The sequence below is a fragment of the Pseudomonas sp. MPC6 genome (assembly GCF_006094435.1).
In the GTDB taxonomy this organism is placed as follows: Bacteria; Pseudomonadota; Gammaproteobacteria; order Pseudomonadales; family Pseudomonadaceae; genus Aquipseudomonas.
This window is the reverse complement of record NZ_CP034783.1, coordinates 2,143,206-2,159,461: the sequence shown is the minus strand read 5'-3', so window position 1 is coordinate 2,159,461 and position 16,256 is coordinate 2,143,206. Positions and strand designations below refer to the sequence as shown.

Sequence of the window (16,256 nt, the reverse complement as noted above, 5' to 3'; positions counted from 1 at the left end):
TGAGTTCCTTAATGACGTTGTTTAATCAACAGATAGAGAAAAAAGGGCGTGCCCAGGACCGCGACAAAAATCCCGGCCGGCAGATCCAGGGGCAAGAACAGCGTGCGCCCGGCCAGGTCCGCCAGCATCACCAGGTTGGCCCCGACCAGCGCCGCCATCACCGCCTGACCGGCGAAACCGGGGGCCACCAGGCGCTTGGCGATGTGCGGCGCAATCAGCCCGACAAAGGCGATCGCGCCACCCCAGGCCACGGCCGCCCCGGCCAAGGCCACACTCACCAGCAACAGACCGGCCCGCAGCCATTGCACACGCACGCCGATACCCTGGGCCAGGTGGTCGTCCAGCTGTTGCACCATCACCTGCCGGGCCAACAGCACCAGCAACGGGCAAATGCCCAATAGCCAGCCCGCCAGCGCCAGGGGCTCGGGCCAACTGGCGCCATAGACGCTGCCGGTCAACCAGACATACGCCGACAGGGTGGTGGTCAGCGGACTGAAGACCAGGATGAAGGTGGTCGCCGCCGTCAACATCGCCGACACGCCGACGCCGATCAGCACCAGGCGCAACGGCGAAGCCCCCTGCTTCCAGGCCAGCAGGTAAATGGCCAGTGTCGCCAGGGCCGCTCCGAGCATCGCGGCCAGGGGCAGAAACTGTTGCCCCAGGGTCACCGACAGGAATGACAGATAGAGCACGGCGGCGGCGCTGGCACCGCTGGTGATGCCCAGCAGGTCAGGCGACGCCAGCGGGTTGCGGATGATGCTTTGCAGGATCAGCCCGGACACCGACAACGCCGCCCCCACCAAGGCCGCCAGGACAATGCGCGGAAAACGCAGTTGCTCGACGATCAAGGTCAGGCTGGGGTCCTGGCTGGAAAACAGGATGCGCAGCACCTCGAAGGGCGACAGGATCACCTTGCCCAGCGCCAACGAGCCGAGCATCACCAGCAAGGTGACCAGCAGCGCCGCCGCCAGTCGCCACCAGGTACCGAGGTTGACCTGCCGGGAATAGCCGCCCCGGCGCCAGGTCACCACCTTATCCATAACGACCTCCACGCCGCGCCAGCATGATAAAGAACGGCGCGCCGAACAGCGCCGTCATGACGCCCACCGGCACCTCCTGCGGCAGGATCACCACCCGCGACAGGGTATCCGCCAACAGCAGCAGAATGGCCCCCAGCAGCGCACAACCGGGCAACAGCCAGCGGTGGTCGATGGACAGCCCCTTGCGCACCATGTGCGGCACCAGCAGGCCGATGAAACCGATGCTGCCGGCCAGTGCCACGGCGCTGCCCGCCAGACAGATCACCAGCACGCTCATCAGCAGCCGGATCAGCCCGGTACGCTGCCCGAGCCCGGTGGCAATCTCTTCCCCGGCGTTCAGTACGTTGAGCTGCCCGCCCAGCAACAGCGCCCCCGACAAGCCAAGCACCGCGCACAGCAACAAGGGTGCGGCGGTCGACAGGCTGCGTTCGGTCAAGGAACCGGCCATCCAGAACAGCACCGTGTCCAGGCCATCCTGATTCACCACCAGTAACGCCTGACTGAAGGCGGAAAACAGCGCGGCCATCGCCGCCCCCGCCAGCACAATGCGCAGCGGACTGAGACTGCCCTGCCCCATGTTGCCGATCAACCACACCAGGCACCCCGCCACGGCCGCCCCAAGAAAGGCACACCACAGCCAGGCATCCGGCGAGGCCAGGGAGAAGATCGAGGAAAACAGGATGATGAAAAAAGTCGCACCGGCATTGATCCCGAACAGGCCGGGGGACGCCAGGGGATTACGCGTCAGGGCCTGCATCAGGGCGCCCGCGACCGCCAGGCTGGCGCCGACGGAAATCGCCATCAGGGTCCGCGACAGGCGCGTGGTGGTGACCAGCACATGATCGATACTCAGCGGGTCGGGGTGGACAAACGCCGCGGCAATCTGCGGCAGCGGAATCCAGGTGGCACCGACCGCCAGGCTCAACACGCAGCACAACAGCAATACGACCCCGGCGCAGCACAGCTTTGCACCAGGACTCATGAGGCCACCTGCGCGGCGGCCACGCGGGCCACGTCGTCGAGCATCAGGTTCGCCCCCAGCATGCCGCCCGACAGGCTCCAGGCGATGCCATCGACCTGCCACACCTGCCCTTGCTGCGGCGCACGCATCTGCTGCCACAGCGGGTGTTGCACCAGGCTCTGGTAGTTGCGTTGCACCGCCGCGTTCTGCGCCCGCAGAAACACGAAAAAGATATCGGCATTCACCACCGCAAGGCTCTCCTTGCTGGTGAGTTTGATCGACACCCCGCTCGCCTCCCGGCTGCTGTCACTCCAGTTGAAGCCCAGTTCGCTGAGCACGGAACCGGGGAAGCTGGCCGGCAGGTAGCTGCGGATATGGTCTTCGCGGATATCCAGGATCGACACCGTCGGCGGCCAGCGGCCGGCAAAGGTCTGCTGCAATTGCTGACGCAGTTGCGCCACACGCTGCTGCCAACGGTTGAGAATGTCATCGGCCTGCTGTTGCCGCTGCAATGCAGCGCCCATCAGGGCCAGGGTCTTTTTGAATTCAAACACTTCCTCCAGCATCAGCACCGGGGCGATCTGCCGGAGCAAGGGCGCGATGCGTTCATGGCGAAAGCGCGAGGCCACGATCAGGTCCGGCTTGAGCAGCGCGATGTCCTCAAGGCTGGGCTGGGTTTCCAGCCCGACATGGGGCACGGCGCCCAGGGCTTCGCGCAAATAGCGATAGGTCGGTTTTTCACTCCAGGAATCCACCACGCCACAGGGCGTCACGCCCAACACCACGGCGCAGTCGGTGGCACCCTGAAACAGGGTAATCACCCGCAACGGCGCGGCGCCGGTGTCGGCCCACGCCGGCGCGCAACACCTGAGGGCCAGCGCCCCCAGGGACAGGCGCAGCAGCGTGCGCCTGGAAGGATGATGTCGCGGTTCAGGCATCGTGATCGAGCCTGTGGAACGGGTTGACCACCTGGCCTTTGCCAAACGGCATGCTGCCAGGGCCGCCCGCCCGTTCGATCATCGGGGTCAGCAGCAATTTCTGCGGCCAGTGCGGCGCTTCGAACACCTGGTGCTTGATCATGGTTCGCGCCTCGGCATCAAACTCGATGGTGTCGATCAGCTCGTTGAGTTCCTCGCCCATTGCTTTCCACAACCGGGTCGGCGGCAAGGCGTAAACCTCAGCCAGCGTATCGATAATGGCGCGGAGGTTGACCTGAATACCCAGGGTCTGCAACCAGAACAGCAAGTCTTCGGGGCGATCGTGGTACAGCGTGTTGGCGTGGCCCTTCTTCAGCCGGTAGGCCGGGTCGGCCAGGCCGTTGCGTTCCAGCCACGGCACGTAGATGCGCAGCGAATCGTGATCGCGCAACAGCAGGCCCTGGGCGAAGCCGGCCTTCCACACCAGCACCGCGTTCTGCCCGTGGATTTCCCCGAGCATGCCGATGCGCAACATCCGCAGGTTGATGTCGAAGAAGCTGTGGCACAGCTCGCGGAACAGGGTCATCACCGACGCGGCGCTGGCCGGCAGTTGGCGGTAGGTCATCCAGTCATCGAAAAAGTGCTGGTTGCTGCCGGGCAGTGGCGTTCCGAGCGCCGCCATGGGCACCAGGCGAGTGTCCGGGTCTGCCAGCAGCGCCGGTGGATAGCCACGGACCATGGCCGAGAGGTGGCGCGGCGCCTCGTCGAACAGTGTCGCGTCCGGCGGCATGAACGCCCACCACTTGGTTTCATCGCACAGGTGCAGGGACTCTTGCAGGACCTCATCCTTGGCCAGCGCCTGGCGCAGCAAGGCTTCACTCAGGCCGCCGTTGATCATCTTCACCGCGGGCAGGTAACGCGAGGCGCCGAGGGAATAGATCGCCATCGGCAACTTGAGGTAGTCGGCACTGTTGAAGCACGGGGTCATCGAGCGCAACGACGAGGTGGCGAAGAAGTCACCGTCGGTGAAGTCCAGTCGCTGGCAGTCGCCGCGGGCAAACGCGTCGCCGAGCTGCGCTTGCAGCACATGCTCGAACTGCCATGGGTGCACGGGCAGCGCCACATGGCTCCCGGCAATGCCCCGCTGTTGCTGCTCTTGCTGCAGGTCGGCCTGCAACAGCGGCGGCAACAGGTACTGGGCGGGGTAATTCTGCGCCAGGTCCGTCACCCCGTCGCCGCACTGCAGCAAGGTGCGATCGACCGCCACCCAATGCAACGCCACCGGGCGCGCGAACTCGGCCTGGTACTGTTGATATTCCGTCTCGCTCAACCCCTGCTTGGCCTTGGCCAGCGGGTGATAAGGACGATCTCGCAGCGACGCCCACTGCTCCATGGTCAGGAAGAAATCCGCGTTGTTTTTTTCCAGCAAGCGCGCGCTGTCGACCCCATGGCTCAGGGACAACTCGGTTTGCCGCACGCTGGTGCGCAGCACATCGAGGAACAGCGCAAAGCCCTTTTCATTGTCCGGGTAGCGATCGGTCATCCCGGCCAGCACCTGGGTGGTGAAGGCCTCGGGCGACAGCTCGGTCAGCTGCTCATCCCGTCGGGCCCATACCGGCGTGCCCGGTACTTTTTCCCATTGCTGGGTAATGCCGGGACGCAGGGCAATGACGATGCAGCCCTGGGACTCGCAGGGCCATTCCCAGATCCGTTGCCCGGCGCTCAACCCGGTAAAAGGCTGATCGGCCGCAGCCGAGGGCGCCACCAGGTTCAGCGGCTCGGTGCCGAAAAAATGTTCGGCCAGCAAGCAGTCGACCAGATCCTGCATCACTTTGTCGGCGGCCATTGCGGTGAAAATCATCCGATTATTTTCCTTCTGCTGAAGTGGCGGCCAATCTGGCCTGGAGAGCACGAAAAGCGATGCCACGCTCGTCACCCAAAACAAAACTGTTTACCCCACGAGCCAACCAACGTTGGTGATCGCCCGGCTGGCGCGGAATCGCGCAATACGGCACACCGGCGGCACTGGCGGCCTGCCAGCTGGCGAGCAACGCCTGCTGCACCTCGGGCCGGTCGATCTGCCAGGGCGTGCCCAGCGATTGCGACAAGTCGGCAGCGCCCTCGAGGATCATGTCCAGGCCAGGCACCGCGGCAATCTCGGCCGCCCGGCGCACGCCTTCGGCACTTTCGATCATCGCCACCACCATGATTTGCTCGTTGGCCAGCCCGATGTAGTCGGCCAGGCTGTGTTTGCCAAAGGCCCCGGGGCGCCCGGCGTTCAGGCTGCGAGTGCCCTGGGGGTGGTACTTGCAGGCCCGAATGCTGTCGGCCAGGGACTCGGCGCTTTCGATCATCGGCAACACGATGCCCTGGGCGCCGCCATCGAGCAGGCGCAGCAAGGTTTTCGGGTTGAGGTCCGCCACCCGCACCAGGGGTGTCAGCGCGTAGCTCTCGGCGGTGCGGATCATGTTCTCCACGGTTTCCGGATTGATCAGCACGTGCTCCATGTCGATGATCACGAAATCGAAACCGGCTTCGGCAATCAGCTCGATGGCCGCCGGCGCCGGAATCGAACTGATCAAGCCGTAGACCGGCTCCCTCGCACTGAGTTTCTGCTTGAGCAGATTGGTCCTCAGCATGATTGCGGCCGGAAGGCGTGCAGCGGATTGGGCACCGATTTGAAACGACGCTCGCCGTCGCCCAGCAGGCGGCGCTTGGTCAGCTCTTCGACTTCATAGAACGGCGCGAACACATCAAACGCCGCATAACGCACTCGGTGTTGCGGATGGTCGGCCTGGTAGCCGCTGATCACTTCAGCGGTCATCTGCCAGAACAGGCTCTCTTCCAGCTGGTAGTGCTGGTGCAGGAAGATCGCCATCTCGGCCAGGGCGATGAAAAAGAACGAATCACAGGAGAAATCCCGGACCGCATCCAGGTCGTCGGTGAGGATGAACGAGTTGCGGTTGAGCTTGGCGTGGCTGGCTGGCAGCGGCACCAGGGTCGGGCACAGCTCGGGACGGCCCAGGTGCTGCGGTGAATAGCGCACGCCGTCGTGGAAGTCTTTCAAGGCAATGCGTTGCGGCCAGCCCTGCTTGACGATCAGGACGATGTTCTGCCCATGGGATTCCATGCCGATGCCTTCGGCGTACAGCATGTGAATGATCGGCGACACCGCCACCTGCAACAGTTGACGGGTCCAGGCCTGCAGGCCGTATTGCGTGATCCAGGCATCGATGAACGGCGTTTGTTCAGCGCTGCCGTAGCGATTGTCCACCGAACTCAAGCCATTGAACGGCACCGCTTGCTCATCGTCTTCAAGGTACGGGTGAATGCTTTCGCGCCACAGCGTGCCCAGGGTGCCGTAGGCCTGGGACATCCGCGTGGCGGGCAGATGATCGTAGTCAAAGCTGACCCCGACCACTTCGCCGAGAATCACCAAGCCAAGGTCACGGGCGGTGCTGTCGCTGCGGATCAGCTGGTGCAGCCAGTCGGTGATGATCGGGCCGTTCATCACCGTGTGCCGGGCCAGGATGCGGGTGCTGGAGGTGTTGGTCATGCTCAGGGCGAGCTTGACGTAAGGCCGCTGTTTTGCCGTGACGTTGGCCAGGGTGCGGATCGACTGCTGTGCCTGATAGCGATCATCCGTGGTGCCCAGATGAATCACTTCACCGCTGACCAGTTCCGGGTAGAACACCGGGACGATGACGTTTTCCCACTGCCACGGGTGCACCGGCATCAGCCAGTAATCGTCCAGCGCCTTGCCTTGGTCGCGCAGGTTCGCCGCGAGCTGCTGCCAGCGCTGAAGGCCGAATTCCTGCTGGATAAATCCATCGTAATCCAGGTGCCGGGAAATGTTCATCGCCCCGCAGGATTTGGCCACCGCCAGCCAGACAATGGCGATGGGCGCGGCAAATTCCGGCCCGTAGCTGGCGTTGTCCTTGAGCGAGAAGCCGATGCGCGACTTGTAGCAAGGGTGGTAGCTGTGGGCGTCCATGAAGTGCTGTTCCAGCGCATCGACGTCCAGCTGATGGCTGGGTTGCGCCGCGTGATAACCCTGGCTGCGCGATTGCAGGTCCTTGAGCAGGGTCTGTTCCAGCTCGTGGGTGAAGCGTGGCAGGTGCGGGCTGTCCTGCAGTTCGCCCAACAACTCCGCCAAGGCCTGATGCAGATGCGGCCGGCGGTGCTCGCCCGCGGCATCCACGCGCTCGAGGCTGGCATAGTCGAGGCGGATCAGCTCGAAGCTGGCGCTGAGCAATCCGTTGCAACGGTACTCCACCGGTTGTTGCCGGGCATCGACGCCGCTGACGACAAAACGCTGCTGGCCATCCTCCAGGGGCGAATGGCGATACGGCAGGACGTTTTCATACAGCAGCGTTTGCAGCAGTTGACCCACCACGCGCTGTTCCACTTGCTGATAGTGGCGCGGCGCGGCCGTCGCCAGCCAGACGCCTGGCGCAGAACCCGCGGCCTGATGTGTTGCCTGTGAAGAAGTCGCCATAGTCATGAACCTTGTAAGTCAAAAGAATTAACGCTGTTCGAGGGCCGAAGGCAGTGCCTCGGCCGGCTCGTCGGATACGGGAAGCGGGAAACGCCAGGCACAGGGCAATGCCAGCAGAATCAGGATGCCGGTGGCCATGAACACCTCGCTGATCGCCCCGGGGCTGGCCATCGCAACCACCCCGCCCCCGGCCTCGCCCGCCAGGCGGAATTCCAGCCACAGCGAAGCGACCACGATGGCCAATGACGACACGAGGCGGCGGGAGATGTTGTTCATCGCCGCGCCCTGGGTGACCATCGGTTCAGGCAGGGCATCGAGCCCGGCGGTGGTGATGGGGAGATAGGACAGGCCCAGCCCGGCGCCGCGGACCATCATCAACATGAACACCGCGGCGATTGAAGCGCTGGCATCCAGCAGGCCCAGGCCCAGCGTGGCGCCACCGGTCAACAGCAACCCCCAGAACACCACGCCGCGCGGGCCGTGCCGGTCCAGCCACTTGCCGCCGAGATGGCCGAACAGGCTGGCGAACAGGGCCGTGCACAGCAGCGACAGGCCGGTCCAGATCGCGCTGTAGCCCATCACCATCTGCACCAGCAGGGGCAGCAGCACCAGGCACTCGAACATGCCGACCGACTGCACCACGGCGATGATCACGCTCAGGCGATAACCGCGCAGGGCAAAGATGCGCAGGTTGAGCAGCGGCGCGGCGCGGTGCAGTTCCAGGCGCACGAACGCCACCAGGCACAGGATCGCCACCAGCAACAGGCCGAGGTTGAACGGATCGGCCAGGGCTTCGGCGTGACGCAGGCGCCCCACGGCGACCATCAGCAGGCCGATGCCCGTCGCGATCAGCAGGTAACCCGCCAGGTCGAAGGGTTTGCGTTCCGAGGCTGGCGACGCCGGCAGCACGCCGACGCCAAGGATCAACGCCAGCAGGCCGATGGGCACGTTCATCAGGAACAGCGAACGCCAGCTGAACCACTCCAGCATCAGGCTGCCGCACAACGGCCCCAAGGCCGGCGCCAGCATCACCGCCGCGCCCCACAGGCCGGTGACCCGGCCCCGCTCGCCCTTGGCGTACACCGAAAAAATGATCGCCAGGGACAGCGGAATCATCAGCCCGCTGGCAATGCCTTGCACCACCCGCGCGGCAATCACCAAGGCGATGGAATTGGCCAGCGCCCCCAGCAGCGAACCGCAGACAAACAACGCCACGCCCCACAAATACAGGGATTTGCGGCCCATGCGCTGGCTGAGAAAACTGGTCAGGGGCATGGTCATGCCCATGCTCACCATGAACGCGGCGACGATCCAGGTGGCCAACAACGGGCCGATGTCGAAGGCCTCCATGAACGCCGGCAACGCCGGGTTCAGCGAGCTGTTGTTGAGGCTGACCGTCAGCGTGCCCAACAGCACATTGACCACCACCAGCCAGCGCGGAACGGTAAAGGTCAATCCCACGGGGCGACTCCGGCTGCTTGCACAAACACCTGCGGCGGTCGCGGATGACAGAGGAAATCGGCGTGGGAAATGTTGTAGCCATAGGCCCCCGCCAGCGGCAGCACCAGCATGTCGCCGATCTCCACCCCGGTCAGCGGGCAGTCTCGGCTGAGCACATCCTTGGGCGTACAGAGCTGCCCGACGATGGTCCAGTCCTGCTGAGTCGCCGTCGGTGTCACGCGAGACCGGGGCAGGTGAATGACCGGGTGATCGTGCCCTTGGGCCACCGGCAGCCGGAACTGATGGGTGCCGCCGCGGCAGACCAGGAAGTGCTTGCCGTGACTGGTTTTCCGGTCCAGCACTTCGATGGCGTAATAGCCGCAGAAGGCACTGATGAAACGACCGGGTTCGAAGCGCACGACGGGCGCATCGGCACAGGCTGCCAGGCTCCGCCCCAGGTGCGCGCACAGCCGCTGCCAGTCGAATTGCTGCGGGCCGAGGTAATTGACCCCCAGGCCGCCGCCCACGTTGAGGTGGGTGATAGTCGCGGGTAGCGCCGACAAGGCCTTCCATTGCGGCCAACGCTGCAGGTACAGATCGAGCAATTGCTCGTGGCGCTCCACCTGCGACTGGTGGGACATCGCGTGCACATGAAAACCCTTGAGCCGCAGGTGGCTGGCGTTATCGACCCAGCTCACGGCCCGGGCCAGTTCCGACTCATCGATCCCGAAGGGCGTGGCGGTGCCGGCCATCGCCAGTTTGCTCGACAGCGGCGACGGCAGTTCGGGATTGATCCGCAGCAGTACGTCCTGCACCCGTCCCGCTTCCTGGGCCAACCGTTGCAGACGGACGATTTCATTCAGGCTTTCGATGTGAATCGCTTCGACCTGATGCTGCAGCGCCGCACGCAGATCGGAATCCAGTTTGCCGGGACCGGAGAAGATGAACGGCTTGCGTGTCGGGCAGGCCTGGAGGCGATCGATCTCGCCCCCGGAGGAAATCTCGAACCCGTGCACCAACGGCGCCACGGTGGCGAGGATCTGCGGTTCGCTGTTGGCCTTGATCGCATAGTAAAGCTCCACGCCTGCAGGGAGTGCCGCCATCACCTGCGTCACGTGCTGCGCCAGCGCGTCCAGGTCATAGATGAACAGGGCCAGGGGATCTTCCTGCTGAATGCGGGCCTGGTCGATGGCGGCCACGACCGTTGCGGGCAGCTTATCCATGCTGGGCTTCCTTGCCCCACGGGGACACCAGGTTGACGTAGCTGGCCTGGCGATCCGCCTTGGCGGCCAGGCGCACTTTCAGATTGGTCTTGCAGGCAATCGGCTGGCCGGCGATCAGCGCATCCAGTTCCGGCGCGGCACGGGTCAATTCGGCGCGGATGCTGATCAGTTGCTGTTCAACGCTTTGCCACATCAGCGGCGCCAGGTGCGGCCGCTCCCAGCTCAGGGCCAGCACCGCCTCGGACAGGTTGTTGACGAACAGACAGTAGACGATGCGGTTCCAGCCTTGCTGACGGGAATAGAGCAGCGACTCGCGCACCCGCGGATGAACCTCGGCGTCGATTCGCGAAGCGCCCAGTTCACCGGTCAGCTTGACCCCTTCGAAGTCCCGCAGCAGCAGGCGTTGCGGGCGCCCGTTGTCATGCACCAGCACGCTGTTCTGCAGATGCGGTTCCATCACGATGCCGTGGTTGAAGAACAGCGCCAGCACCGGCCGCAGCAACAGCGCCTGGTAGTCGTCGAACCAGCTCAACAGCTGTTGGTCGAGGAGGTCGTCGCCGTTGAAGCGGCTGAGGAACTCGTGCACCAACGGCCGTAGATGCAGGCCCCGGGCAAACAGTGTGCCGGCCATGATGCTGCAGTCGGTGCCGGTGTCGAGGCAGAAGTTTTCCCGCAGGATCGCCCCGGTCTGTTCGCGGAACCAGTGGCTGTCGGCTTCGCTGGCCGGGTGCGGCGCCCAGCTCAGCAGGCCCGGTTCGGCCACCACCGACAGCCCGCCGAGGGTTTCCGGCTGCGTGAGTTGGAGGGTGCGGAAGATCCGGTCGATCATCAGCGCGCTTTCCAGTTCGTACCAGGCGTTTTTCCTCACGCAATTGGTGATGCGCACGTTCAGCGAGCCCTTGATGAAAAACCCGTGGCCCTCGATGTACCAGGTGCGGATGGACGCGGTGGGATTGGCCATCAGGCCCGTGGCGCCCAGATCGACGATCGCCGCGGATTTCAGCAAGCGCTGCACCCGGGCGTCCTGCATGAACAACTGCGCCTGGACCGGGTGCATGCAGATCACGGCGTGCCCGGGCCGCGCCTGCGCCTGATCGGCAAAACCGGCCAGCACCTGGGCCTTGCTCAGGCCGTTGGCGCCGACGCTGAGCCCTTCCAGCGGCACCTCGAACAGGTGCAACGGTGTGCGGGCCTGGAACTCCGGCGCGTAGGTTTCCTGGGCCAGATGCGCGGGCCACAGGCGCGCCTTGGGTGCCGGGTGATTCGGATGGCCGAACCACAAGCCCTGCTCGCTGGCCAGGTAGCCGCTGAGCGGGTCCGCGGCCATCGGTGAGTTGTGGCCGACGATGGCCGCGGTCAGCAACTGGCTTTGCAACACCTGGTCCAGCAACTCGTCGTTGCTGGCGCGGGTCATGTGTTCGCACGCCGCGAGCATCTGCTCGACGAACTCGGCAAACCTCAGGCTCGACCAGTCGCCCTCACCGCGCCGGGCATAGACATCCGACAGGTAGCGATGGCTGCCGAGACCATCACGACGGTCCACCATCACAAAGAACTGCTGTCGGTTGGGCAGCTTGATGGTCAGGGGAATGCCCTTCCACTCCAGGCCCTCGAGATAACTGCCCGGGGCGATGCCTTGCATCTGCGTCGGCCAACTGTAACTCAGGCAGTTTTCCGGCAAGGCGAACTCTTTGATCAAGCAATTGAGCAACGCGCAGGTCGTCGCCAATTCACTGACCATATTCGATAAAACTTTGCGATCTGGATGATTCATGGGTGCTCCACAGTAGCCCTGTGAGGTCACTGGATACGTTATATGGCGAAAAAAAATGAGTCATTGACCGACTGATTGAACAGTCGACATAACCCCACGTAACGAGATCACTTCACTGAACCTTTCAAACTCTAAGACGATGCTCAAAGTGACTGGCGCCACTGACATTAACTGCAACAGGACTGGCGACTCATGCAACTTCGATTAGTTCATTCAAGTGCGTAATTGCACGACCGCTGCCGCCACGGCGTTATCAAAACGCTGGATCACTTGCCGGCATTGTTCATCGTCGATAATCAACGGCGGCAACAAACGAATGACATTGCCCTGGCGCCCCCCGCGTTCCAGCAACAGGCCTTGTTTGAAGCATTGTTGCTGGATGGCCGCAGCCAGCGCCGGGTCCATCGGGTAATGCCCGTGGCGATCGGCCGGCTGGCGCTCGTCGACGATCTCGATGCCCAGCATCAGGCCACGCCCACGCACCTGGCCCAGGGCCGGGTAATGCGCCTGCAACTCGAGCAACCGGTCCTTGAGCCACTGACCTTGGCGCTCGGCCTGGGCGGCGAGGTTTTGCTGTTGCAGCACCTGCAACGTCGCCAACCCGGCGGCCATGGCCATCTGGTTGCCGCGGAAGGTCCCGGCGTGGTTGCCGGGCTCCCAGGCGTCGAATTCCCGACGGATGCCCAGCACCGCCATGGGCAACCCGCCGCCGACCGCCTTGGACATGACGATCAGGTCCGGCTCGATCCCGGCGTGCTCGAAGGCGAACATTTTGCCGGTGCGGCCGAAACCGGTCTGCACTTCGTCGAGGATCAACAGGATGCCGTGCTTGCGTGTCACCTCGCGGATCGCCCGCAGCCAGCTGGCCGGGGCGCAGTTGACTCCGCCCTCGCCCTGCACCGCTTCCAGGATCACCGCCGCCGGCAGTGACACGCCGCTTTCGACGTCGTCGATGAACTGGGTGAAATAGTGAGTCAAGGCCTCGACCCCGGCCTCACCGCCAATGCCCAGCGGGCAACGATACTCGTGGGGGTACGGCATGAACTGCACCCCGGGCATCAGGCTGGCGATGGCATTTTTCGGCGCAGTGTTGCCGGTCAGGGCCAGGGCGCCGTGGGTCATGCCATGGTAGGCCCCCGAAAAGCTGATGATGTTGCTGCGACCGGTATAGGTCTTGGCCAGTTTCAGCGCAGCCTCCACCGCATCCGCCCCGGACGGCCCGCAAAATTGCAGGCAGTAATCACGGCCCTGGTTCGGCAGCAGGCTGAGCAGGGTTTCGCTGAAGGCGTCCTTGACCGCGGTGGTCAGGTCCAGCGTGTGCATCGGCAGGCCTGAAGCGAGGAAGCTGTCGAGGCTGGCCATGACGGCCGGGTGATTGTGGCCCAGGGCCAGGGTGCCGGCACCGGCCAGGCAATCGAGGTAAACATGGCCCTCGACATCAGTGACCCAGAGCCCGTGTGCCTTGGCGATGGCCAGTGGCAACTTGCGGGGATAACTGCGCACATTGGATTCGAATTTGCTTTGTCGAGCCAGATAGTCGGCATTGGTTTTTTGCAGTGGATTAGAGTGCAATACGCCATCATTCAACATCGGTTCACCCTCGTTAAATTCGATATGCAACTTATTCTCATTAACAAGTTGTTGCAACTAATTCTTACTAATTATTTGGACATTGGCCTATAGCGACTTGAACTACTTTTAAAAACAATCAGGCACGCCAAAGCCCAAGTTAATGAACTTGGTATGAACTGCGAAAAGCGCCATGATCTAGCCATGATCTTGTGATGCAAAAACAGCTTCGATAGCGGTCGCCGACAGACAGCAACTTATCCGCAAGTGTCTTGTTCGTTATTTAACTGACAGTGTGCATATGATTTTCCTCTATACGAATCCGTCCAACGAAGACGCCCCGTCCCTGGGGCGTATGAAGCGGATAAATCAGAAGTCGACGGTCGCCGAAAGCAGGTAAGTGCGCGGGGTCGACAGCGTCAAGCCAGGCTCGCTGTCATCCGAGGCGCCGGCCGAGCTCCAGTAGCGCTTGTCCGCCACGTTCTCGATATTGGCCCGCAGGGTGATGTTCTTTTGCTCGACCTTGAACGCGTAGCGTGCGCCCACGTCGAAACGCTCCCAGGAATCGATTTCCTTGTTGTTGGACTGGTCCAGGTACTGCGAGCTGGAATAGATGCCGCGGCTGGTCAGGGTCAGGCCCTGGACGGTCGGCACGTCCCACTCGGCGCCCAGGTTGACGTTGTATTTGGGCGTGGCCGGCGCCCGGTTGCCGTCGAAGGTGCCATTGGTGGTTTCCTTCAACTTGCTGTCGATGTACATGACACCGCCGAGCAGGCGGAAACCGTCGAGCGGTTCGCCGAACACGCTCAGCTCCACACCCGTGTTCTCACGCTTGCCGTTGGGGCCGAAGACGCGCGTGGTGGCGTTGGTCTCGTAGGCCGGCTGCTTGATCCGGAACACCGCGGCGGTCACGGCGAATGCACCGGCGTCATACTTGGCACCGGCCTCGATCTGGCGGCTGATGAACGGCGGGAAGATCTCGTCCTCGTTCACCGAGGTCGACGGCGCGATCTTGCCTTGGCTCAGGCCTTCCATGTAGTTGGCATACAGCGACAGCTTGTCGGTCGCCTTGAACAGGATACCGCCCGACGGCGAAACCTTTTCCTCGTCGTAGGCGGTGGCGCCTTTGACGTTATCCGTCCAGTCGTCCACCTGGACCCGCTGCCAGCGGGCGCCGAGGGTCAGCAGCAGCCGGTCATCGAAGAAGCCGAGGGTGTCGGACAACGCCACGCCGCTGAAGCGGTTCTCGGTGTAGACCTTCGAATCGAGTCGGGTCGGGGTGTTCGGGGTTGGTGTTTCCACCGGGTTGTAGATGTTGCTCGGGGCCGCGCCATAACGGGCGCCGCCGTTTTCAAAGTCCATGTAGAAGTAGCTGGCGGCCAGGTTGACTTCGTGGCTCACCGGGCCGGTATGGAACCAGTTGCGCACCCCTGCCGTGGCCGTGCGGACATTTTCGTCACGGGTGAAATCACGCGGTTGCACGCTGAAATCGCCGGCGTCGTTGGTGACCGCAACGGCATGGCGCAGGAAGTCATGGTTACTTTTGCGCGCGCCCGCGCCGCCGTACACCATGACGGAATCGTTGACATCGTATTCAGCGCTCACCGTGCCGAAGGTGTCGTTGGTGCTCGCCTGGCTCCAGGGCTGCGCATAGTTGCGGCGCACATCGCTGGCACGGGGGACCTGCGCGTTGGGGCCGACCTGCACCCGTTCCTGCGGCGCATCAGTGTCACGTTCGGTACGGCCGATATCCGTGGAGAGCCGCAGGCGTTCACCGCGAAAATCCAGGCCCAGCACGGCCATCTCGCGGTCGACGTTCTGGTGATCCCATTCGGTGTCGCCGGACTGCTTCACGCCGTTGAAACGCAGACCGAACTTGTTGTCCTCGCCAAAGCGCCGGCCGACATCCACGGCACCGCCGACCTGGCTGTCGGACGCATACATGCCGGTAAACGAGGTGATGGGTTTGTCGGTCGCGCGCTTGGGCACCACGTTGATCCCGCCCCCCACGCTGCCCCGCGGCGAGATGCCGTTGATCAGCTGGCTCGGGCCTTTGATGACGTCGACGCGGTCCGCCATCTCCATGTCGATGGTATAGGTCGGCAGGATGCCGTACAGCCCGTTGTAGGCGACATCACTGTTGAACAGGCTCAACCCGCGAATGGTGAACTGCTCATACCGCCCGCCCGCCGGGTTGGTGGCACGAACCGAGGGGTCGCTGGCGATCAGGTCGCCCAAGGTACGCGCCTGCTGGTTCTTGACCGCCTCGCTGGTGTAGGTGGTCACGCTGAAGGGCGTTTCCATGAAGTCCTTGGAGCCGAGCAAGCCTTGCGAAGTGCGGCGCGCGACCTGCCCACCCGCATAGACATCGCCGCCCTCCCCGCCCGTGGCCCCGAGAATCGACGTGGGGGCCAGTTGCAGGCTGCCGCCTTCCGGCGCCGGAGTCAGGATGTAAGCTTGCTCGCCCACCGGCTGCAGTTGCAGCCCGGAACCCTGCAGCAACCGCGCGAAGCCCTCCTCGACCGCGTAGTTCCCCGACAGCCCGGGGCTGTTGCGACCGCTGACCAGCGCCGGGTCTACCGACAGGTTGACCCCGGCCAGTCCGGCGAAACGGGTCAACGCGGCGCTGAGGCTGCCGGCGGGCACCTGATAACTGCGACGGGGACCGTCTTCGGCGTAGCTCACTGCGGCGAATAAAGGACAGGCACCCAGACTCAACAGCAGACTCAGGTGCAACAACGGGCGCAACCTGGAAGGCGCCAGGCGCGTACTGCGGGGCATCACTACGGGCATTGAGAATCTCTCTGATTTCGTTTCACTTGCCTTGAATGACA

The 16,256-nt window shown here is 63.6% G+C and carries 11 protein-coding genes; all 11 read right to left on the bottom strand.

All coding sequences use genetic code 11. From position 1 onward, the window contains the following. Positions 1-8: 8 nt before the first annotated feature. On the bottom strand, positions 9-1,040 hold the full coding sequence (locus tag ELQ88_RS12150; RefSeq protein WP_128870249.1) for an iron ABC transporter permease: 1,032 nt from the start codon (positions 1,038-1,040) through the stop codon (positions 9-11). Beyond that, positions 1,033-2,022 carry an iron ABC transporter permease gene (locus tag ELQ88_RS12145; protein ID WP_138965264.1) on the bottom strand — a complete coding sequence of 330 codons (990 nt, stop codon included), beginning with the start codon at positions 2,020-2,022 and terminating at the stop codon, positions 1,033-1,035. Before ELQ88_RS12145 ends, ELQ88_RS12150 begins: the two co-directional genes overlap by 8 nt. After that, entirely contained in the window at positions 2,019-2,939 is a 921-nt protein-coding gene (locus ELQ88_RS12140; RefSeq protein ID WP_138965262.1) for an iron-siderophore ABC transporter substrate-binding protein, read from the bottom strand. Before ELQ88_RS12140 ends, ELQ88_RS12145 begins: the two co-directional genes overlap by 4 nt. After that, positions 2,932-4,779, bottom strand: coding sequence for an IucA/IucC family protein (locus ELQ88_RS12135; protein ID WP_138965260.1), 1,848 nt, complete (start codon positions 4,777-4,779; stop codon positions 2,932-2,934). Before ELQ88_RS12135 ends, ELQ88_RS12140 begins: the two co-directional genes overlap by 8 nt. 4 nt (positions 4,780-4,783) lie before the next feature. Continuing rightward, entirely contained in the window at positions 4,784-5,557 is a 774-nt protein-coding gene (locus tag ELQ88_RS12130) for an aldolase/citrate lyase family protein (RefSeq protein ID WP_178084682.1), read from the bottom strand. Beyond that, positions 5,551-7,416: an IucA/IucC family protein gene (locus tag ELQ88_RS12125; RefSeq protein ID WP_138965256.1), complete on the bottom strand. Its 1,866-nt coding sequence runs from the start codon at positions 7,414-7,416 to the stop codon at positions 5,551-5,553. The genes ELQ88_RS12130 and ELQ88_RS12125 overlap by 7 nt, the downstream gene beginning before the upstream one ends. Positions 7,417-7,443: 27 nt before the next feature. After that, positions 7,444-8,871, bottom strand: coding sequence for a DHA2 family efflux MFS transporter permease subunit (locus ELQ88_RS12120; protein ID WP_138969501.1), 1,428 nt, complete (start codon positions 8,869-8,871; stop codon positions 7,444-7,446). Then, complete coding sequence (locus tag ELQ88_RS12115; RefSeq protein ID WP_138965254.1) at positions 8,868-10,079, bottom strand: type III PLP-dependent enzyme; 1,212 nt, start codon at positions 10,077-10,079, stop codon at positions 8,868-8,870. The genes ELQ88_RS12120 and ELQ88_RS12115 overlap by 4 nt, the downstream gene beginning before the upstream one ends. Then, a complete protein-coding gene (locus tag ELQ88_RS12110) occupies positions 10,072-11,853 on the bottom strand; it encodes an IucA/IucC family protein (RefSeq protein ID WP_138965252.1) in 1,782 nt (593 codons plus the stop codon). The genes ELQ88_RS12115 and ELQ88_RS12110 overlap by 8 nt, the downstream gene beginning before the upstream one ends. Positions 11,854-12,066: 213 nt before the next feature. Next, entirely contained in the window at positions 12,067-13,443 is a 1,377-nt protein-coding gene (locus ELQ88_RS12105; protein ID WP_138969500.1) for a diaminobutyrate--2-oxoglutarate transaminase, read from the bottom strand. Between the two features lie 348 nt (positions 13,444-13,791). After that, a complete protein-coding gene (locus ELQ88_RS12100) occupies positions 13,792-16,215 on the bottom strand; it encodes a TonB-dependent receptor (protein ID WP_138965250.1) in 2,424 nt (807 codons plus the stop codon). Positions 16,216-16,256: the final 41 nt, after the last annotated feature.